Annotated in this window: 14 protein-coding genes and 1 pseudogene; 9 read left to right on the top strand and 6 right to left on the bottom strand. The window is 42.7% G+C overall.

The genetic code is table 11. The features are described 5' to 3' along the window. Positions 1–233: 233 nt before the first annotated feature. Both FGM00_RS15440 and FGM00_RS15445 read left to right on the top strand, forming a co-directional pair. A complete protein-coding gene (locus tag FGM00_RS15440; protein ID WP_138853769.1) occupies positions 234–2,159 on the top strand; it encodes a CocE/NonD family hydrolase in 1,926 nt (641 codons plus the stop codon). 40 nt (positions 2,160–2,199) lie between these two features. Beyond that, positions 2,200–3,525: a TlpA family protein disulfide reductase gene (locus FGM00_RS15445; RefSeq protein WP_138853770.1), complete on the top strand. Its 1,326-nt coding sequence runs from the start codon at positions 2,200–2,202 to the stop codon at positions 3,523–3,525. Positions 3,526–3,533: 8 nt separating this feature from the next. Here FGM00_RS15445 and FGM00_RS15450 read toward each other — a convergent pair whose 3' ends face one another. Together FGM00_RS15450 and FGM00_RS15455 are read right to left on the bottom strand one after the other, a co-directional pair. After that, a complete protein-coding gene (locus tag FGM00_RS15450; protein WP_138853771.1) occupies positions 3,534–4,193 on the bottom strand; it encodes an aspartate kinase in 660 nt (219 codons plus the stop codon). A gap of 52 nt (positions 4,194–4,245) precedes the next feature. Next, positions 4,246–4,605 (bottom strand): YraN family protein, encoded by a 360-nt coding sequence (locus FGM00_RS15455; RefSeq protein WP_138853772.1) that lies wholly within the window; start codon positions 4,603–4,605, stop codon positions 4,246–4,248. Positions 4,606–4,796: 191 nt separating this feature from the next. Between FGM00_RS15455 and FGM00_RS15460 the strand changes: the two genes are divergently transcribed. The 7 genes and pseudogenes from FGM00_RS15460 to FGM00_RS15485 all read left to right on the top strand — a co-directional run bounded on the left by FGM00_RS15460 (position 4,797) and on the right by FGM00_RS15485 (position 15,319). Further along, positions 4,797–6,281, top strand: a complete 1,485-nt coding sequence (locus FGM00_RS15460) for a DUF1800 domain-containing protein (RefSeq protein ID WP_138853773.1) — start codon at positions 4,797–4,799, stop codon at positions 6,279–6,281. Positions 6,282–6,292: 11 nt separating this feature from the next. Next, the gene (locus FGM00_RS15465) at positions 6,293–7,999 is read left to right on the top strand and encodes a DUF1501 domain-containing protein (protein ID WP_138853774.1); all 1,707 of its coding nucleotides are present in this window, start codon (positions 6,293–6,295) and stop codon (positions 7,997–7,999) included. A gap of 180 nt (positions 8,000–8,179) precedes the next feature. Continuing rightward, positions 8,180–10,336: a methionine--tRNA ligase gene (metG, locus tag FGM00_RS15470; protein ID WP_138853775.1), complete on the top strand. Its 2,157-nt coding sequence runs from the start codon at positions 8,180–8,182 to the stop codon at positions 10,334–10,336. A gap of 9 nt (positions 10,337–10,345) precedes the next feature. Then, positions 10,346–11,482, top strand: coding sequence for a tetratricopeptide repeat protein (locus tag FGM00_RS15475; RefSeq protein WP_138853776.1), 1,137 nt, complete (start codon positions 10,346–10,348; stop codon positions 11,480–11,482). Between the two features lie 303 nt (positions 11,483–11,785). Further along, positions 11,786–11,845 (top strand): annotated as a pseudogene (locus tag FGM00_RS20160) (hypothetical protein); the annotation flags it as partial. Positions 11,846–12,038: 193 nt separating this feature from the next. Further along, complete coding sequence (locus FGM00_RS15480; protein WP_236262816.1) at positions 12,039–13,118, top strand: cellulase family glycosylhydrolase; 1,080 nt, start codon at positions 12,039–12,041, stop codon at positions 13,116–13,118. A gap of 74 nt (positions 13,119–13,192) precedes the next feature. Beyond that, positions 13,193–15,319, top strand: a complete 2,127-nt coding sequence (locus tag FGM00_RS15485) for a Tex family protein (protein ID WP_138853777.1) — start codon at positions 13,193–13,195, stop codon at positions 15,317–15,319. Positions 15,320–15,410: 91 nt separating this feature from the next. Here the strand turns inward: FGM00_RS15485 and FGM00_RS15490 are convergent, their stop codons facing one another. The 4 genes from FGM00_RS15490 to FGM00_RS15505 form a co-directional block, all read right to left on the bottom strand. Beyond that, the gene (locus FGM00_RS15490) at positions 15,411–16,721 is read right to left on the bottom strand and encodes a Kelch repeat-containing protein (RefSeq protein WP_138853778.1); all 1,311 of its coding nucleotides are present in this window, start codon (positions 16,719–16,721) and stop codon (positions 15,411–15,413) included. A gap of 217 nt (positions 16,722–16,938) precedes the next feature. Continuing rightward, on the bottom strand, positions 16,939–17,574 hold the full coding sequence (locus tag FGM00_RS15495) for a response regulator (RefSeq protein WP_138853779.1): 636 nt from the start codon (positions 17,572–17,574) through the stop codon (positions 16,939–16,941). After that, positions 17,571–19,529 carry an ATP-binding protein gene (locus FGM00_RS15500; protein ID WP_138853780.1) on the bottom strand — a complete coding sequence of 653 codons (1,959 nt, stop codon included), beginning with the start codon at positions 19,527–19,529 and terminating at the stop codon, positions 17,571–17,573. Before FGM00_RS15500 ends, FGM00_RS15495 begins: the two co-directional genes overlap by 4 nt. A 63-nt stretch (positions 19,530–19,592) precedes the next feature. Beyond that, on the bottom strand, positions 19,593–20,807 hold the full coding sequence (locus FGM00_RS15505; protein WP_138853781.1) for a fibronectin type III domain-containing protein: 1,215 nt from the start codon (positions 20,805–20,807) through the stop codon (positions 19,593–19,595). Positions 20,808–20,922 lie beyond the last annotated feature (115 nt).

Consider the following 20,922-nt stretch of genomic DNA (forward strand, 5'->3'; position numbering starts at 1 on the left):
ACAACTACGGCATTCCGATATAATGTGCTGTCATACGAGATACCCGTGTGAATGGTAGTCTATTGGGTGTTGTTGAACAATTGGTTGAAATGGATATCGTTTTTACGTGATTTCGGTGGGTTGCGGAGGTACGTCTTTTAACCTATTGCTCTCACCCAATGAATTCTAACCAAAAGAAAATCCGAAGATTCGCTTGATTCGTTATCTTTAGACAGCCTAATAAAAATGATATTATGAAAGTACGTTTGCTATTCGTCTTATTCGCCTTCCTAATGGTCTTGTCCCTAAAGGCTCAAACTGCCGATTCACTCTATTTGCGACAACACTACGACCTGAAGGAATATCGTATTCCCATGCGGGACGGGGCCGAACTTTTTACAGTGGTATACACGCCTAAGGACAAGTCGAAAAGGTATCCGATTTTATTGAACAGGACTTGCTATAATGCCTCTAAATATTCCAATTACAACTATGGGGGTTATCCATCCATGTATTTGGTGGAAGAAGGCTATATTTTGGTATTTCAAGACGTTAGAGGTCGGTATATGTCCGACGGTGAATTTGATAATATGACCCCGAACATTCCGGGCAACGACCCCAACAACAAAAAAGACATCGATGAAAGTTCCGATACCTACGACACTATTGATTGGATGATCAAGAACATCAAGGGCAATAATGGCAATGTTGGGATGTATGGCATTTCCTATCCGGGATTTTATACCGCGGCAGCCCTTGTCGATGCCCATCCCGCATTAAAAGCCTCTTCCCCACAGGCACCCATTGCCGATTTTTTCTTTGATGATTTTCATCACCAAGGTGCCTTTCTGCAGAGCTACACCGCCGCTTTCGCGGTATTCGGTTATCAGAAGGACAGCCTTACACGAGAACCTTGGTATATGGACAAGCTTACCCGCCTCTACGAAGCACCTCCTGCGGATGGTTACGACTTTTGGCTAAAAATGGGTCCGCTGAAAAATATTACGAAAAAAATTCATCATGATAATTTCTTCTGGAAACAGGTTACGGAACACCCCAACTACGACGAATTTTGGCAGAAACGCAGTATTTTACCCCATTTAAAAAACGTGGAACATGCTGTAATGACCGTTGGTGGCTGGTATGACGCCGAAGACCTTTACGGGCCTTTAAACATTTATAAAACTGTCGAGGCTACAAGTCCTAAAGCGACTAATACCATTGTCATGGGACCATGGGACCATGGTGGCTGGGCACGCGAAAAAGGACAGACCACGCATAACCACATTTATTTCGGAGACAGTATATCGACTCATTTTCAGCGGGAAATCGAAAAGAAATTCTTTGCACACCATTTAAAAGGTACCGGTACCAATACACTTCCCGAAGCATATATGTTCGACACGGGTATTAAAAAATGGGAATCCTACACGGAATGGCCACCTAAGAACGTCCCTCCCATAATGCTGTCTTTTGGGGAAAACGGGCATTTGGGTATCAACGAAACGGCAGACCAGAATATGGTTTTCGAATATACGAGCGACCCTAAGAAACCGGTGCCCTATACCTCGCAAATAGAAGGACTCACCTTTACACCAAGGCGATATATGTCAGACGACCAAAGGGAAGCTTCCAGACGACCGGATGTGTTGACCTTTGAGACCGATGTACTTACAGACGATAGCACTGTTGCAGGCGAGATTATGGCCAAATTGAAAGTAGCCATGACGGGAACGGACGCCGATTTTATCGTAAAACTCATTGATGTATACCCGCAAGACCATCCGAATTACGAGCATAACGAAAAAAACATCATCATGGGCGGATACCAGCAATTGGTGCGTGCGGAAACTTTTCGGGGTAGGTTCAGAAATAGTTTTGCAAAACCAGAGCCTTTTGTGCCGGGCGAAATCACCGATGTGAACTTCCGATTGCAGGATGTGCTCCATACCTTTAAAAAGGGGCATCGCATTATGATCCAAATCCACAGTTCCTGGTTCCCGTATATCGACCGGAATCCACAAAAATATGTGGACAACATCTTCGAGGCCGACGAGGAAGATTTTATAAAATCAACCATCAAAGTATATGGATCTTCAACGGTTGAAGTGGGCGGGACACAGGAGTGTTGCTTACCGGCACCTTTTCAGGTCAACGAAGAACAGCTGATAAAAGACTGACCGAGTTTCAGTATGGTTTGAATGTTGAAGTACAGCTACCATGAGAGTTTCCATTATCGTATTATTCCTTTTATCGCTGATACCGATACGGGCGCAGCACACTATTTCGGGCACATTTTCACCAGCCAAAGAGTTTAGTTGGCTCATTGCCTATCACCTCACACCCGGCGGTCAGGAGTACGTCGCGGATACCGCCATCAAAGATGGTAGGTTTTCATTAGAAATTGGATCGAATAAGCCTTCAGGAATATACCGTATGGTTTATGCGGTGCCTCAGGACGAGTTTTATTTTGATGTACTCTACAATGGCGAAGAAGATATTCAATTACACTTCGATAGTTCCGAAGGCGTAAATTTCACAGTATCTAAAGAGAATATACCCTACGGTACATATTTTAGGGAAATACATGAAATGGAAAGCACATTGGTCGGCTTTTACACCAACGGAAATGATGATGTTAGGGAGTACAATACTATAATCCAACGCTTGAAATCTTTTCAACAGACTTCCGAAGAACAAACAAAAGGTTTACTGGCCCATGCATTCATTTCCGCAAATCGACCTTACATTCCGTCAGTTTATGAAACCTTACCAGATTTCGTCGCAAATAGAAAGGAGCATTATTTCGATGCTTTTAAGGTGACCGATACCGCCCTACAAGCCTCGGGCTTTTTAAGCGATAAAATAGAAAACTACGTATTTTCGGCACTACCCTTAAAAAAAATGACTGCCGCTGAAACCGAAATAGCCATGCAGGAAAATGTGCAGACCGTAACCGAAGAACTAGCCAGTACTAAAGATGGTTTTAAGTTCATAGTGTATAAAAAATTATGGTCGCAGGCCTCGGAGAGTGGACTGAACGAACTTGCCGATTTCATCTATTCCAACTACCTGAAAGCATTGTCATTAAAAACGGGCAATGCCCAAACCGTTTTGGATATTGAAAGACACAATCGCCTTCGCCTGGGTGCAATCGCCCCGGAAATGATTTGGGAGGAAAACGGATCCGAGCAAAAACTAAGTGGTCTAAATGGCGCAGAACATTATCTTTTGGTATTTTGGAGCAGTCAATGCGGCCACTGTTTAAGCGAACTCCCGGCATTGCATAAAGCGCTGAAAAATGTTTCGAATGTGAAGGTCTTGGCCATTGGTTTGGAAGATGATGACACGACTTGGTCTGTAGAATCGGCGAAGCTTCCCGATTTCAAACATCTCATTTCCTTGGGAAAATGGGATAGCGAATATGCAGACCTATATGACATCCACAAAACACCAACTTACTATGTTCTGGATACCGAAAAGAAAATCATAGCAAAGCCCGATGGTGATAGCGAGGTGATTACTTTTTTAAATAGCAATCTTTAACTGCCGGTTCAGAGCGTCTTCAAATCCTTTATTGTTTTGAAGGCGACATCTACCTGATCGTCGTTTACGAGAATCGTAAATTCATTGGTGGTCGATATGACTTCGTAAAGCACGATACCTTCCCAGGCCAAACGTTGAAAAATAAAATAATAGATTCCGGGAACAGAAACATTTTCGGCAGGTAATTTTACGGTTATCGAAGACAGGTTCGTTGCCTTCTGTGTGCATCGCTCCGCTTGAAAAAGCTTTTCGACGACCGCATCCATACTATTGCTTACCACAATATTCATCTCATTCACCCCTCGGGAAGAAGTGTAGAACACATCTTGGTTGGTATTCACTTCCTCTAACAATTTGGCTTGCTGCGATAAAATGGTGTCGGAGACCAAAAAGGTAAAATCGGTCAGGGAAGAACGAACGGTGATCTCGCCGATGTTCTTGAGCACTTTCAATATTTTGTGGGTAGCCCGAAATTCCAAATCATCGGACAGGCGTTTTAATGCCATAACGATAGCCCCATTACGCACCTCTTTTCCCAATTCGTCCTGAATTTCGGGTTTTACGATTCGCGATAACGAAGTCAAGTTGATAATACCTTGGGCCAAGGCACTTTGTAAAAACGGTTTTTTCTTGATGTAGCCCTCCACTACGGATGAGATGGTTTTCATGCGATACTAATTTGAATCAAAAATAACAATTTGTTATAAATTGAACAAATTTTTAAAAATGATAGAATGCACTTTCCATATGTTCGATTTTAAAAAGTTTTTTATTCTTTAAAATCGCGATGATATCGAACCGTATTTCTTTATCAAGCTTCATCTCGGTCACATAATAATCGGCCGCCGCTACCAATAGTTTTATCTTTTTCGGGGTAATGGTATCCGCAATGGCAATAATTTGGTCATTGCTTCTGGCCCGCACCTCCACTATTGCTACGATATCATCTTTTTCCGCTATGATATCGATTTCGGCCTTGAGATACCTGAAATTTCGGTACAGGATGCGGTAACCTTTCTCCAAAAGGAAATTGACCGCAATTTCCTCTCCTTCCTTTCCGAATTCGTTATGCTTACCCATGTAGTTTTATTGAAGATCGACTAGAGTTGCAGTTTATCGATAGAATATCCAATTAAGCTCCCATCACTGCCAGATACTACCTACACCGAACGACCATACGTCGAAAATACTAGGATTCATACACTAAGCAAAATCTTCTACCGTTTAGAGAATGCCCCCAAATCATAAACAGGTTCTTAACCACCGAAATTATGGAATACTTTGTTAACTGTAATACAGCCCCCTTAACGGCATATACAGTACCCTTAGACAAAACAAAGGCCGCCCATCTCTATAGAAGGTTGGGTTTTAGTGCATCGGTTCAGACAATTGATGCCGCGATAGGCCAGAATGCCAGTACCCTGGTAGACAATTTAGTTGCGCAAGCCTTGGCTGCCCCGGATATACCGGCACCGGTATGGGCCGATTGGAACAGGGATAACTATCCTCCGGAGAGCGAGGATGCCCGCCCAATTTTTCGAAGTCAAATCAATGAATGGCGATTAGCTTATACCAATGCACTCCTTGATAACGGCCTTAAAGACCGAATGAGCTTTTTTTGGAGTAATCATTTCGTTACTGAATATGAGGTGTACGAAAGCAATCCTTTTCTCTATTACTACACAAATTGTCTACAGCGTAATGCACTAGGGAATTTCAGAACCTTCGTGAGCGAAATCGGACTGACCGATGCCATGCTGTTCTATCTAGACGGGGTTTTCAACAATGGCAATAATCCCAATGAAAATTACGGAAGGGAACTATATGAACTGTTCACATTGGGCGATGGTCCGAGCTACACCGAGCAGGATATCATTGAAACGGCAAGGGCCTTAACAGGTTATGTAGATCGCGGTGACGTACGGTGGACACCAGTCGCCTTTAACCCGGAACGTCACGACAGCGGCAGTAAAACCATCTTCGGTAGAACAGGAAATTGGGGTTACGACGATGTCATCAACATTCTTTTCGAAGAACGTTCTAATGAAATAGCAGCCTTTATCTGCAGAAAGCTTTACGAATTTTTCGTACATCCAGACTCAAAAGATGCAACGGGTAACGCCGAAGCCATCATCTCGGGAATGGCGGCGACCTTCGTAGCGAATAATTTCGAAATCGCCCCAGTGGTCGGCCAGCTTCTTAAAAGTGCACACTTTTTCGACGATACTGCCGTCGGCGTCATCATCAAAAGCCCCTACGACATATATCTGAACTTCGTAAAAGAAACCGATTTCACCTACTCGAACGATACCTTGGATAGTGCCATAGACAATTGTAGCCTCCTGAGCCAAACCTTATTCAACCCTGTAGATGTAGCCGGTTGGCAGCGTGACCGAAGTTGGATCAATACCAATTTCATGATCGGGCGTTGGCTCACCATGGAAATGTTCGTACAAGACTATTGGAATAACGATCAGGAGCAATTCCGGACTTTTGGAATTGAGGCCACAGGTGCTAATGGTGCCACTACCAACGACCCGGACGAGGTGGCACGGGCCATTATCGATAAAATCACACCCAAAGGCCTACTTACCGAAATCGATTATGGTGCGGCGATCGATGTGTTCAAAGAGCCCTACGAATCGGATATGGTCTATCAAAACAATTCTTGGAACATGATGCTCCAGAATGCCGATTCACAAGTTTATCTCTTATTGCTGCATTTGGTAAGACAACCTGAATTTCAACTAAAATAAAACCTACGATTATGTGCGATACCCACGATAATAGTCCACACAAGGGCATTCAACACGACGGCCACGATGAAGAACACAAAACATGGAGTAGGCGTTCCTTTATGCAGGCCTTGGGCATAGCCGGATCCGGTTCTATGCTTTTGGGCGGCAATATGTTGACCGCTTCGGCACCTTCTCCATTGAGTGCGGCCATCTCTGCGGCAAACACCGATAACATACTTATATTGATACGTCTCTCAGGCGGGAACGATGGGCTGAGTACCGTGATTCCGATCAATCAATACGACCTCTATGCCAATGCACGACCCAATATCTATATTCCAGAAAGTAAGGTATTGAAGTTGACCGACGAATTTGGTGTGCCCACCTATATGGGTTCACTAGAACAAATGTGGGGAGACGGGCAATTTAAGGCCGTACACGGAGTAGGCTATGAAGGCCAGAGTCTATCGCATTTTACCGGAACCGATATCTTTTCCAATACCGATCTGAATACTACGGGCTTCGATGGGGAGGATACGGGTTGGATGGGACGGCATTTCGAAAATATCTATCCCGATTACCTATTCAATCCGCCGCCGGCACCCGCCGCTGTGCAAATTGGTAACTTTGGTAGCCTTGTTTTTCAGGGCGAAGAAACCAATTATGCCTTTGTGGCCTCCAATATCGACCAATTGGAAGAAATCGCGGAAACCGGTTTACAGTATAATCTAGACCCTGCCCTGTTTGACGACTGTATGTACGGGGACCAATTGCAATTTTTAAGGGGTGTCGCCAATGTTACGTATGAATATTCAGGTACCATCGCGGATGCCTACGCACGCGGCCAAAACCAGGTAGAATATCAGGACAATGGTATTGCGCGGCAATTGGCTTTGTTGGCACGACTGATCAAAGGCAATCTGGGCACGAAAGTATATATGATCACTCTGGGCGGGTTTGATACGCATGGCAATCAGCCTTTGGCGCACGAGCGATTGATGACATACCTTTCGGTGGCCGTAGACAATTTTTATGATGACTTGGCCTTTACGGAACAAGACGATAAAGTCCTGAGCATGACGTTCTCCGAGTTCGGAAGACGTATATTCGAAAATGGCTCCAACGGTACCGACCATGGGAAGGCAGCACCAACCCTTTTCTTTGGTGCAGGACTTAATGGCAGCGCTTTCGTAGGCGATCACCCCACACTGGCCAACCCTGATGGGCGCGGCAACTTGGAATATACTATGGATTTCAGACACTTGTATGCCACGGTAATGGCCGAATGGCTCTGTATCCCCATTCCTTTGGTAGAACAACATATTTTAGGAGGGTATACCTATAATCCCATCAATCTTGGCTTTAACTGTAGCGGTGTGGATTTTCCCGATATCGTTTACAGTGATGGTGAGGTAACGCCACCGGACCAACCCGATTCCGGCGACCCTACCACTCCGAATCCAGAACTTGCCGATGCCGTTATCCACAGGCCTTTTTATCCTAGCGATGAAAATCCGCATATCTATTTGGAAATGCCGTTTAGCGCTCATGTCGACATTCAATTGTACAACATCATGGGACAGAAAGTCGGAACGATCTTTAATGAGATGGTGATGGAAGGTACCCGTGAAATCAACATTCGCGACGGTGTTCGCCAAAATCTGGCCACTGGCAAATACATTTACAGAATTATGGTGCAAGACCAAAAAATGGCAAAATCGGTCCTAGTGGCTTGATAACTTATATGATTTAGAAAGATTTTTCGTCCCCAATGTTACCCCCACAATAGCGAGACCCTCGATAGTAGTCCTACACTACCTCGAGGGTCTTGCGTTTTGATATAAAACCCTATTCCGCTTGTCTGTCCGGATTCCGTACGAAATGTGCTATTTTTGTGCGCTAGTAAAATAATTCCAATGGCAGAACAATCTACCGATTCAAATAAGCTCTCCGCTGCGGCGGGCCGGTACACTATAACCGCGGCATTACCGTATACGAATGGCCCTCTACATATTGGGCATTTGGCCGGGGTGTATATTCCTGCGGATATCTATGCCCGCTATTTAAGGGGTATCGGTAAAGATGTGCTTTTTGTGTGCGGTAGTGATGAGCATGGCGTTGCCATATCGATGAAAGCCAAGAAAGAAGGGGTGAGTCCATCCGAAATCATCGACAAGTACGATGACATCATCCGCCGATCCTTTCAGGAATTCGGGATTACCTTCGATAACTATTCCCGTACTTCAAGGGAGATCCACCACAAGACATCGCAGGAATTCTTTAAAAAACTATACGATCAGGGCGATTTTATCGAAGAGACCACGGCGCAATTATACGATGCCGAAGCGGAGCAATTCCTGGCCGATCGTTTTGTTATTGGCACCTGCCCCAAATGCGGGAACGAAGAAGCCTACGGGGATCAATGTGAAAATTGTGGATCGAGTTTAAATGCCACGGATTTGATCGATCCGAAATCGACCTTATCGGGAGCGATACCGACCCTAAAAGAAACCAAACATTGGTTTTTACCGTTAAATAAGTACGAGGATTTCCTGACGGAATGGATATTAAAAGGCCATAAACACGATTGGAAGCCTAACGTATACGGCCAATGTAAAAGTTGGATCGATGGCGGTCTGGAACCTAGAGCCGTAACCCGTGATCTGGATTGGGGCATTCCCGTTCCTGTGGAAGGCGGGGAAGGCAAAGTATTGTACGTTTGGTTCGATGCGCCCATCGGTTATATTTCGTCTACCAAAGAGTGGGCGGCCCGTGAAGGTAAGGACTGGGAACCCTATTGGAAGGACAAGGATACCAAATTGGTACATTTTATCGGGAAAGACAATATTGTTTTTCATTGCATCATATTCCCATGCATGCTAAAGGCGGAAGGAAGTTATATACTTCCAGAGAACGTTCCGGCCAACGAGTTCTTGAACTTAGAGGGAAACAAATTATCGACCTCAAAAAATTGGGCGGTTTGGTTGCATGAATATTTGGTGGAATTTCCAGATATGCAAGATGTCTTGCGTTACACGCTAACCGCAAATGCGCCCGAGACCAAGGACAATGATTTTACGTGGAAGGATTTTCAAGCACGCAATAACAATGAATTGGTCGCTGTCTTTGGAAACTTTATCAATCGCGTGGTAGTACTGACCAACAAATATTATGACGGAATAGTGCCGACCCCGTCCGAATTCTCTGAAATCGATTTGGAAACTTTGGCGGCGTTAAAAAAATTTCCGGAAACCATTGCAAGCTCTATTGACCGTTACCGTTTTCGGGAAGCTGGTCAAGAGTTGATGAACCTCGCCCGTCTAGGAAATAAATACCTGGCCGATGAGGAACCCTGGAAGGTTATTAAGGAAGATGAAGCCCGCGTACAAACCATCATGTTCGTAGCCCTACAAATCGCGGCTAGCTTGGCCGTGCTGAGTGAGCCCTTTTTGCCGTTTACTTCAGAAAAATTGAAAAATATGCTAAATATCACTTCGGCTACGCTCAGTGACCGCGATTCGGCTACGCTCAGTGACCGCTCTTCGGAGGCTGAGCGGAGTCGAAGCCTCAGCTGGGCAGATGTTTCATCAAAAGATATGCTGCTCTCTAGCGGACACCAAATCAATAAAGCAGAACTGCTGTTCCGAAAAGTGGAGGACTACGAAATTCAAGCGCAACTGGACAAATTGGAAGCCACTAAAAAGACCAATGAAAATGCAAACGCAGCACTGATGCCACAAAAAGATACGATTACTTTTGATGATTTTACCAAATTGGACATGCGTGTAGGTACCATAGTGCAAGCCGAAAAAATGGCCAAGACCAAAAAGTTACTTGTCCTAAAAGTCGATACCGGTCTGGATACCCGAACCATAGTCTCGGGAATTGCGGAGAGCTTTACACCAGAAGAAGTCGTCGGTAAAAAAGTGACCGTGCTGATTAATTTGGCGCCCCGAGCTTTGCGTGGTGTAGATAGCGAAGGCATGATTCTGATGACGGAGAATGCCGATGGGAAGTTAGTGTTTGTCAACCCGGATGAAGATGGGGTTGGGAATGGGGAGGGAATTAGTTAGAAATTGAAAATGTCAAGAAATAAAATGATTTACATCTTGCTAACCATTGGTGGACTAGTCGCTTTAGGGGTTACTCTGAGCGTTCAGTACCTTAGCGATAAAAATAGCGAACAAGATAAAACCGATATAATTGATGAGGGAATAAAAAACAAAAAAGAGATATTAAAAGCGGTTTCAGGTCTGAAAAATGAAATTGAGCTTAAAGCCTTGGAGGCATACATCAAAAATAGTAATTCAAGTGATTTCGATATACTAGAAGAAACTGGATTCAGTAAGGAACAGCTTTACGAAATTGCCAAAAATGCTATAAAAGAGTCTAAATCTAGTTATATTAAAGGTCTTGGAGCATTTACATTGAAAAAATACAATGATGCTGTAGAATTATTCGAAAAAGCAAAATCTTACAATAAGTTAAATCCTGATATTTATTTCTATTTAGGAACTTCATATTTGAACCTCTATATACACAAGTCCAATTTAGCGACTTCATCAGAAGTTTTTATAAAGGAGGACTTAAATCTAGCCGAGCAAACGCTAGACATTCAGCTTTTAAAAAATAATGTGCTGTCAAACTATGATAGAGCATTAAAGCTGAATGAAAACCTATCCTATGTTTACTATAACAAATCTATAGTTTTTTATCTTTTAGGAAACCACACCGAATCCTTAACCAATATTGAAAAAGCAATAGCAATTACTCCAAATGGAAGTTATATTAACCAAAAAGGAGCTGTTCTATCAGATTTTGGACTCGTTTCAAATGACCCATTTTATCACCATAAGGCGATAAAAGAATTTCAAAAAGCTATCGCACTTAATCCTAAAAAGGCAAATAGACACATAAACTTAGGTTTGTGTTACACTAGACTTAGAGATTACGACAGCGGTATTTTGCACTATGAACGAGCATTGAAATTAGATCCAAATTCATCCTTAGCTTATCTTAACTTAGGTGCTTTGTATGCAGAAAAAGGTTTATATGATGAATCAGTTAATTCAATTTCAAAAGCTATTGTCTTAAACAAGAACAATAGTTATAATTACTTATTGAGAAGCAAGCTTTATACTGCTATGAATAAAAATCATTTAGCTGCGAAAGATTTGCAAAAATATAGGGAATTAAAAAAATCAATGGATTCAGAATGATTCCAGAGCTATAAAATAACTTTTGACGTGTTAAAATCACTATCTAACTACAATAGAATCGGTTAATTCAAAAAGTACAGCAAACAATCGGACTACAGGTCAGCACAGTAGTTAATTTTAATTTAACTACTCTTCGTGACTTTGGTAACAAGATCATGGAATTAACGAAAGGCAAAATAAGGTTCTCTTCAAAAATTATTTCAATTTCATGTAGCAAAAATTGATTCTATTCAATTAGTAGGCTACATCCTAAAACATCATACCCTTCTATCCGAAAAGAAAATTAAAAATACAGTATAACTTCTTGACCAAGACCGAACCGCGCCTTTTATTTCCCGTTACCGCAAAGAAAAAACCGGATAAAAATCAAATATCTTCTGAGGATGCTCAAAAATGAGGTAGTAGACCTCTGGATTCACGCGACAACGGATACCCTACTTTGCGACCATGGCGCGAAATTCAACAGAGTATCAGGGCATGTTACCTTAATAATTACCGACCTGTAGCGACCACCTAATTCGCAACAAGAAAATGGGAAATCTTCCGTTAAGGTATCATGAAAGTTTCCCGACTTTATTCGCTGATTTCCCTAATGGCGCTCTTTTTATCCTGTTCGACTGATGAAATTAAGCCCATAGAAAATCAAAATAATAATCTTCAAGAACCCGTAGAAAATCCAACCAACGACACGCTAGAAGCGGCTTCTGGATATACAATACAAGATGGCCTTATTCTAAAGGATGGCAAATTCATACAGCCTAAAGGGGTGAATGCGCTAAACTCTTTTGGAATTTCAAAAGACGGCCAAATGGCCGAATGGCATATTACCATCGTTAGGGAATTTATTGGCAACCTTAGGGAACAGCCCATAGCGGGTTGGCCACTTCAAGATACACAAGGAAAGTATTTGCATTCCTTGGATTCAATTGTTGTCGAACATCGCAAGAATAAGAGAATCACCATTTTGTGTCCGTTCGGCTGGGTCGATACCGAGGGAAAACAGACGCTCTTTACCGGTGAAAATCCAAGCGAAACCCCCTTTTATGATGATTACAAGCTCAAGCTCAGGGCGATTGCCGATTTCTTTAAAGGCCAAGATGATGTTTGGATTCAAGTTTGGAACGAGCCGTATCACTTCAACAATGAAAACAACTATTCCCATGAACTATGGTTGGCCGATCACCAAGACATGGTAGCGAACCTTCGAACGATTCCCGGTTTTGATAACATTATACTTGTTGCCGGGAATGAACAGGGTCAAAGTGAGGCGGTCTTATTGGAAAAAGGTGCTGCCCTACTAGCGCAATATGATGACATTCTATTTGATTTACATGCATATGGTAAATGGAACGAAAATAGCAGCTATGAAAGTATTTCGGGTAGACTATCCGCTTTGAAGCAGCTACGGATTCCGTTTATATTTGGCGAAGTTGGGGTGATTACCGAAGGTGCTCCACTGAGCAACCCTCAAGACTTCCTGACAGCCTGTGATGACTTGAACATTGGTGCTCTAGCATGGCTATGGAACCGGAATTCCCAAGACCAAAATGCCCTCTTGGACGATAATGGCGCGCCCAATACGAATGATAATATGAATTGGGGCAGCATGTTCAAGACTTTTCTGCAGCCGGACTAAAAAATCACTTTAACCCTTCTGGGACGGCAAACAAGGTATTTGCTTAGTTTTGCATTCTTAATTCAGGCAACTAAATGCAACTCATTCCCTACATTACCAAACACACCCAGCTCCCCGAAAAGAGTATTCAACACACCGTTGAACTGCTCGACCAAGACTGTACCGTGCCTTTTATTTCCCGTTACCGCAAAGAAAAAACCGGAAATCTCGACGAAGTTCAGATTACGGCCATAGTTCAGTATAAAGAAGCTTTTGAGGTACTTGAAAAAAGAAAATCAACCGTTCTAAAATCCATTGAAGAACAAGATTTGTTAACGGACGAACTCCGATCGCAAATTGAGATAGCAGCAAATTTGGTCACCCTTGAAGACCTGTACCTCCCCTTTAAGAAAAAACGAAAGACCAAAGCGGAAACTGCCCGAAAAAACGGATTGGAGCCTTTGGCCAAAATCATCATGGCGCAAAACCATACAAATGTCGAACAGGCGGCCGAGCGGTATGTAAAGACCGAAATTAAAACAGTTGCGGATGCATTGGAAGGTGCCCGCCATATCATTGCCGAATGGCTGAACGAACGTATTTCGGTTCGCAACCAGATTCGAAATCAATTGGAACGGTCGGCCATGCTTACTACCAAGGTCATCGGGACCCAAAGGGAAAGCGAGAAGGCCCAAAAATTCCGTGATTATTTTGATTGGAGCGAAGCCTTGAAAAGATGTCCCTCGCATCGATTCTTAGCGATTCTTCGTGCTGAAAACGAAGGCTTTATACGGGTCAAAGTTGAAATTGACGATGACCATATGTTATCCAAAATAGCCGATCGTATCATCAAATCGAATAATTCCTGTGTACCACAGATCCGTATGGCACTAGCCGATGCCTATAAACGTTTGCTATTTCCTTCCCTATCCAACGAACTCTTAAAAGTGGCTAAAGAAAAGGCCGATGCCGAAGCCATAAAAGTATTCTCAAAAAACCTAAAACAACTACTCTTGGTTGCCCCCTTGGGCGAAAAACGAATCTTAGCAATCGACCCTGGTTTTAGAAGTGGTTGTAAAGTCGTTTGCCTAAGTGCGCAGGGCGCTTTGCAACACAATGAAACCATTTATCCCCATGCGCCCCAAAACAAAAGTTCGGAAGCGATTAAAAAAATAAGCAGTTTGGTCGATTCCCATAAAATCGAGGCTATCGCCATTGGCAACGGTACCGCTTCAAGGGAAACGGAACAACTTATTAAACGCATCCATTTTAAAAATCCCATTGAAGTCTATGTGGTAAGCGAAGCTGGGGCGTCTATTTATTCGGCATCCAAAATCGCGCGGGACGAATTTCCCAATTACGATGTGACCGTCCGTGGTGCGGTTTCGATTGGCCGCCGACTTGCCGACCCCTTGGCCGAACTCGTTAAAATAGATGCGAAGTCCATCGGCGTGGGGCAGTATCAGCATGATGTAGACCAAAGCAAGTTGCAGAGTTCGCTAGACAGTGTCGTAGAGCGTTGTGTAAATTCCGTTGGGGTAAATATCAATACTGCAAGTGTTCCCTTATTGAGTTATGTATCGGGCATCGGACCAAAATTGGCCGAAAACATTGTCGCCTACCGCACTGAAAATGGCTCTTTTGCAGATAGGGCCACTATCAAAAAAGTGCCTCGTCTTGGGGAAAAAGCTTTTGAGCAGGGCGCAGGATTTCTTCGCATCAAAGATGGCAAGAACCCTTTGGATGATTCCGCCGTACATCCGGAAAGCTATCCTATTGTCAAACAAATGGCGAAGGATACTGGGAAGTCCATTTCAGACCTCATCGGAAACACGAGCGAACTGCAGCAAATCGATTTGAACAACTACCTGACGGAAAACGTCGGTTTGCCCACACTTAAGGATATTATCGAGGAATTGGAAAAACCTGGTCTCGATCGTCGCGAAAAAGCCAAAGTCTTCACCTTTGACCAGAACATACGCAAAATAACCGATGTACGTGAGGGGCAATTGCTTCCCGGTATCGTCAACAACATCACCAATTTCGGCTGCTTTGTGGATATCGGCATCAAGGAGAGCGGACTGATTCATGTTTCCAATCTGTCCGACAGTTTTGTAATCGATGTAAATGCGCATGTGAGTTTGCAGCAGCAGATTATCGTTAAAGTGCTGTCCGTGGATATTGCTAGAAAGCGGATTCAGTTGAAGTTACACAAAGGCTAAATGCTATTCGTTACTCGCTTTACCGGACGGGCTATTTACGAAAAAAGCCCTCTTTCGAGAGCTTTTAATTTTAAAACATACCGTATAGAACTTAATCGAAGGTCCATACATCATTATCCCTTCCTCTTCCACTGTCATAATCGCCGCCTATGACCCAAACTTTATCGTCAAAAGCTACAGAACTATGGTAATACCGTTTGGTAAACGGCGCTTCACTGCTGGCTTCTTTCCAAGTAATACCATCTTTACTGAACCATACATCGTTCCGCCTTTGAAAATTTCGATCGGTACCGCCAATGACCCAAAGTTTATCGTCAAATACTACGGTAGTGAGCCCGTGACGCCCTGAAAATGCCGCTTCATTGGTCGCTTCGGTCCATACCAGGCCATCTTCGCTAGACCATATATCGTTCAAGTCTCCTTGACCAAATCCTGCAATGACCCACATTTTATTGTCGAATACCACCGATGTATGCGCTTCACGTATCGCAAAGGGACTCGTAACATCAGCCTCTACCCAAGTAATCCCGTCTTCACTGAACCATACATCGTTCAGTCTCACATTGCTATCGATCTGCCCTCCCAGCACCCACATTTTATTGTCGAATACCAAGGAAGTTTGATTGTATCGTTCTTCAAACGCCGCTGTCCCGGTAGCCTCTGTCCAAGTAACTCCATCGCTACTGAACCATACATCATTGTATCTTTCAATGCCGTTATACCCTCCAATAATCCATAGTTTATTGTCAAAAACTACCGAACTGGCAAATGTTCGCCCTGAAAACGCTGCCGAAGTAGTCGCCGCGGTCCAGGTAATACCATCTTCACTGGACCATACATCATTTTGATAGTCAAAATTTTCATCATAGCCCCCGACAACCCACATTTTATCATCGAATACTATGGAAGAATGCCCCCTACGCCCGGTAAATTGTGCATTTTCGGTCACGGCACCAACATCAAAATTTATCGTTCTTGTAGTAAAGGTACGGGTTGCACTACTTGCCGTTGCACCTTGTTTATCTTTGGCAACCACCCGCCATGTATAGTCTTGTAACAGGCCCAAACGTTCGGTCACCTCAAAACTGGTTTCAGTCAGATTTTCGGCATACAGCTGCTCGGCGGTTTCGCCTTCGTCTACATAAAGGTCATAGGTGACCGTATCGCCATCGGGATCTGTCGTGGCATTCCAACTGAAAGTGGGCAATAATTCTACGGCAATGGCATTATTGGACACCGCAACCAATTCAAATTCCAAAGGCGGCTGATTTTCCGATACCGGCTCAGGAGTCGGTTCGGGATCTGGTTGAGCAATAGGTTCCGGTGTCGGCGTTTCATCTTTGCTACAACTAAAGGTTATAAAGAGCAGAGAGAAAAAGGTTATTCTTAAAATGGTTTTCATCACATTATGGTTTTAACTATTATGGCTACAAGGTATTGTTAGCTTGTTTGAAAACCTTCGGGGTATTCCCTGAAAGAAAAAACTCAGGGTTTTCCCTGAGTCCTCCCCCTAGCCCCCTCCGAGGGAGAGGGAATACCCTATAAATGAAATGAATCTTAAGGTTGGAAAATAGTAGTGTAGAAATCCCTCCCCTTTGGGGAGGGCTAGGGTGGGGATGTTATTTCAACAACTCCTGCTCAATCGCGATTTTGGCTAGTCCGACACTATTGCGAGCACCCAATTTACTGATCAGGTTCATACGATGGGTCTCTACGGTTTTGGGGCTTACGAAAAGTTGCTCGGCGATTTCTTGGGTAGTCAATTCTTCGCATATAGCAGCCAGCACTTCCTTTTCCCTGCGGGTTAGTTTGGGTTTAAGGGTATTTCGTTTTTGGTTACCGAGGGATTGGTTGAGCAATTTTTTTTGGATGGTGGCCTGCAGGTACTGCCCATCGGTAAGTACGGTTTCGAAGGCCTCCAACAGCTCTTCCTTACTAGTGTTTTTTAGAAGATAACCACTGGCGCCGTTCTTCAGGATGCGTTTTACAAAATTGGTATCGTCATGGCTGCTTAGGGCGATAATTTTTAGGTCGGGATATAGGCCGACCAATTGTTTGCAAAGATCGATACCATTGGTATCGGGAAGGTTGATGTCCAATAACAGAATATCGGGACGTTCCGAGGAAAGCTCTTCAAGGGTTACCTGCGCTGATGGATATTTACCGACAACCGCAATGGAAGCCTCATGTTGCAGCATGGTTTCAATGCCTTGCATCACTAACAAATGATCGTCCGTTATGGCTACTTTAATCATGCTCTTTCAGATTTATCGGTTATGGTTATCGTAAAGGAAGTGCCTTTTGTGTCGGACTTGATGTCCATTAGACCCCCCAGGTACTCTACGCGCGATTTTACATTTTGCATTCCGATACCGTCACTTGCTATATTGCCAACATCAAAACCTTTACCATCATCTTCCACCGTCAATTGCAAATTTTCTTCAACATTACTTAACTGCACGTGTATTTCTTTGGCGCTGGCATGTTTGATGCTATTGGTCACCAGTTCTTGGACGATACGAAAAAGGTTGGCCTCCAGTTTCTTTTCCAAAACGATATCCTCGCCCAGATGTTGAAAGCTGATCTCAGGGTCGTGAATGGCATTCATGTTCTCGCAATAGGTTGCGACCGCTTCCAGCAAATTGAAATCTCGCAGGGAGGGCGGCACCAGATTGTGGGAAATGGCACGGACTTGTTCACTACTGTTGTCGATCATCGCTACCGCTTCATTGATGACTTGATTGTTGGTTTCCAATAGTGAGGTCAATTTAAATTTTATAGCGGCTAAATCGCCATTTACACCATCGTGCAGTTCTTTGGCGATTCTGAAACGTTCTTTTTCCTCGCCCTCCATCAACGATTCCAAGGTTCTTACTTCTTGTTCCCGTTCGATGGCGACCAATTGTTGCTGCATGCGTTTTTGGCGTTGGCGGAAAGAGAACCACAGTAAAATTGACCCTAAAAGGAGGGAAACGATCAATATGCTCATAGTTCGGGTTTTTGAGTTGCTTTCTTGAATAACCAATCGGGAATCGGCCAGGGCCAATTGTTGTTCGGCGATTTCTTTGTCCTTTTTTTCGGATTGGTATTTAACATCAATATCATTTATTTTTTCCTGTAAATCAATATTTTGCAAACTGTCTCTTGTGATATAATATCTGTCCATAAGTGCTAGCGCTTTCTCGGAATTACCTCTTTTGGCTTCGAGCAAACCCAAATAATAATACATCGTATTTTCATTTGAAACCGTTTTATTTTCCTTGAAAATAGCGATGGCCTCCTTCAAATAAACTTCAGCTTTTTCTAATCTCCCGGTTTCTAAATACACATTTGCCAAATCTGATAAGGACCCCCCAATAGTGCTCTTATTCTTCATTTGTCTGCGAATGGCTAGTGCTTTTACCAAGAAAGGTTCTGCTTTGGCATATTCTTCATTCAAAGAATGTATAATTCCAATATTTCGGTATTGGTACCCCATTGTCCTTAAATTGTTCGTCTTTTCAGCGATTTCGAGTGATTTTTCAAAATAATGCAGGGCTTTTGCCGTACTATCTTGATTTTTCAACGTAATGCCTAAACCATTATAAAGGATAGATAGAAATGAAGAATCTTTTTCTTTTAAAGCAATAGTCACTGCCCTACTGTTATATTCTTTTGATTTTTCATATTGACTAGTTTGCGAATAAACAATAGCAATGCCATTCAAAACTTTTCCCTTTTGAACAACATCGTCGGAGTTTTCTAAATACTCTAAAGCCTCGAAAAATTTAGAAATCGCAGCTTCTTTCTTATCCAAATACATATAAACCGAACCTAGCTGATAATTGGCTTTGACTATTTCAACACTATCTTTTATAGAAAGAGTATAATCTAAAAATTCGTTTAGGGACTTCTCCGCTTCGGTATACTCGCCTTTGAGCCTAGAAAACACCCCATTATTGTAAATGGAAGTCATCTTCATTTTTTGATTGCCTTCTTTCTGACTTAAGTCAAATAGCGAATCGTTATAAGCCTTGGCCCTTGAAATGTCATTATGTATAAATGCTTTTGCTAACTTATCATAAAGACTGATTTTTTCTAGCGAAGTAGTCGCTGTCTTCAGCTTACCCTCTAAACTATCAATCTCCTTAGTTTGCCCTAAGCCAAATCCCGAAAATAGTAGAAACAAAAGCGTAAAAAAGAGCGAGATTTTAAAGGGGTTGATTTTCATAGGTTTGGTTTTCAGCGCCTTAAAGATACGGAATTGTGGTGTAGCTGTTTTTTGGTCGATGGTCTATTGGCCATCGGCGTAAGTCCACCTTGGGAAGGTTTCTTTGCCCTCATTATCTACAGCTCTAGCACTAATGGGATAGCCACTAGCATTGTAATTATATTCATAGTCATAGCCTAAAAGTAAGTCTTCTCCAGAGAAAAACTTTTGGCTTTTAATATTGTGAACGCCTCGATTAAGAGCAAAGCGATAACCCTCAATTTGTAAATATGAAAAATTCAATGGATCGAATACATTCGTTAGACCTAATAAAAGCTGAAAATCAATCTTAATTTGTTTCTCAATTATATTGGTTAAAGGGTTCTTTTTATCATCATAGGTCATTACAAACTTGTTACTCTCCGTATATGTAACACCATCATCGCTGTCTTCAGAAATAGACTCCACAACATTACCCGAAGTGTCGTAAACTAGTCTTTGTCTATTAAATTGAAAAACATTCCCATCTGTATTAACTCTGGAGTATCTCCTTTCGCGATTCATTATAACCAAATCACCTGCATCGTTGTAAAAAAAGTCGATTTTTACTCTACTAATATAATTTTGGCGATCTGGTTCATTTCTCGTAAGATTTAGCACTCTAATTTTATCTTCATCGTCATAAAGTAGCTCTATATCTCCTAATCCACTGCCATCACTAATACTAGTAAGAAGACCATTATTATTGTAATTATAGGATATATCCTTAAAAGACAATAACCGACCTTCATTATCATATGATATGTTACTCCGCTCGTTGGTCCTGGTAAAGACTATGGCACTTAATGCCTCAGAGATATCGTATTCGTATGCATACCCATTTCCCGAACCGTTATTGGATTCGTATTGGGTAAGCCATAAAATTCCGGTCGTAAAATTGAAAACCACCTCAATTTGGTTTTCATTGCCATCATCAGCAATGATTTTTCCTTGGTACTCCTGTTCAAATAAAAGGCTCGAAAATTCGATGTTTGTTTCGCTTTGTTCAGTAACAAGAGAATCTCCTAGCATTATTTTGTAAAGTATGGTGTCGCCTTCAGGATCTGTTGGGGCAGCCCAACTAATTTGCGCTGTATTTTTTTTCGTCGTTACATCAATAGAGAAACTACTGGGCGGCAAGTTTTCTGGCTCAGGTTCGGCTTTTACAACAGGTTCTAACGGTGGCGCATCATCTTTGGCACAACTTTGAAAGGCGTTAATCATTAAAAATAGTAGGGTAATCTTAAATATGGTTTTCATTGTAATTGTATTTAAAAGTTATAGTCGCAAGGTATTTTGATAGGATGGGCAAACCTTCAGGGTATTCCCTGAAATAAAAAACTCAGGGTTTTCCCTGAGTTTTCTAACTAAACGA

Source organism: Aggregatimonas sangjinii, from assembly GCF_005943945.1.
GTDB classification, from domain to species: domain Bacteria; phylum Bacteroidota; class Bacteroidia; order Flavobacteriales; family Flavobacteriaceae; genus Pelagihabitans; species Pelagihabitans sangjinii.

Coding starts and splice junctions, on each gene's coding strand:
- FGM00_RS15440 (WP_138853769.1), top strand. CDS start 234: ATGAAAGTACGTTTGCTATTCGTCTTATTCGCCTTCCTAATGGTCTTG.
- FGM00_RS15445 (WP_138853770.1), top strand. CDS start 2,200: ATGAGAGTTTCCATTATCGTATTATTCCTTTTATCGCTGATACCGATA.
- FGM00_RS15450 (WP_138853771.1), bottom strand. CDS start 4,193: ATGAAAACCATCTCATCCGTAGTGGAGGGCTACATCAAGAAAAAACCG.
- FGM00_RS15455 (WP_138853772.1), bottom strand. CDS start 4,605: ATGGGTAAGCATAACGAATTCGGAAAGGAAGGAGAGGAAATTGCGGTC.
- FGM00_RS15460 (WP_138853773.1), top strand. CDS start 4,797: ATGGAATACTTTGTTAACTGTAATACAGCCCCCTTAACGGCATATACA.
- FGM00_RS15465 (WP_138853774.1), top strand. CDS start 6,293: ATGTGCGATACCCACGATAATAGTCCACACAAGGGCATTCAACACGAC.
- metG (WP_138853775.1), top strand. CDS start 8,180: ATGGCAGAACAATCTACCGATTCAAATAAGCTCTCCGCTGCGGCGGGC.
- FGM00_RS15475 (WP_138853776.1), top strand. CDS start 10,346: ATGTCAAGAAATAAAATGATTTACATCTTGCTAACCATTGGTGGACTA.
- FGM00_RS15480 (WP_236262816.1), top strand. CDS start 12,039: ATGAAAGTTTCCCGACTTTATTCGCTGATTTCCCTAATGGCGCTCTTT.
- FGM00_RS15485 (WP_138853777.1), top strand. CDS start 13,193: ATGCAACTCATTCCCTACATTACCAAACACACCCAGCTCCCCGAAAAG.
- FGM00_RS15490 (WP_138853778.1), bottom strand. CDS start 16,721: ATGAAAACCATTTTAAGAATAACCTTTTTCTCTCTGCTCTTTATAACC.
- FGM00_RS15495 (WP_138853779.1), bottom strand. CDS start 17,574: ATGATTAAAGTAGCCATAACGGACGATCATTTGTTAGTGATGCAAGGC.
- FGM00_RS15500 (WP_138853780.1), bottom strand. CDS start 19,529: ATGAAAATCAACCCCTTTAAAATCTCGCTCTTTTTTACGCTTTTGTTT.
- FGM00_RS15505 (WP_138853781.1), bottom strand. CDS start 20,807: ATGAAAACCATATTTAAGATTACCCTACTATTTTTAATGATTAACGCC.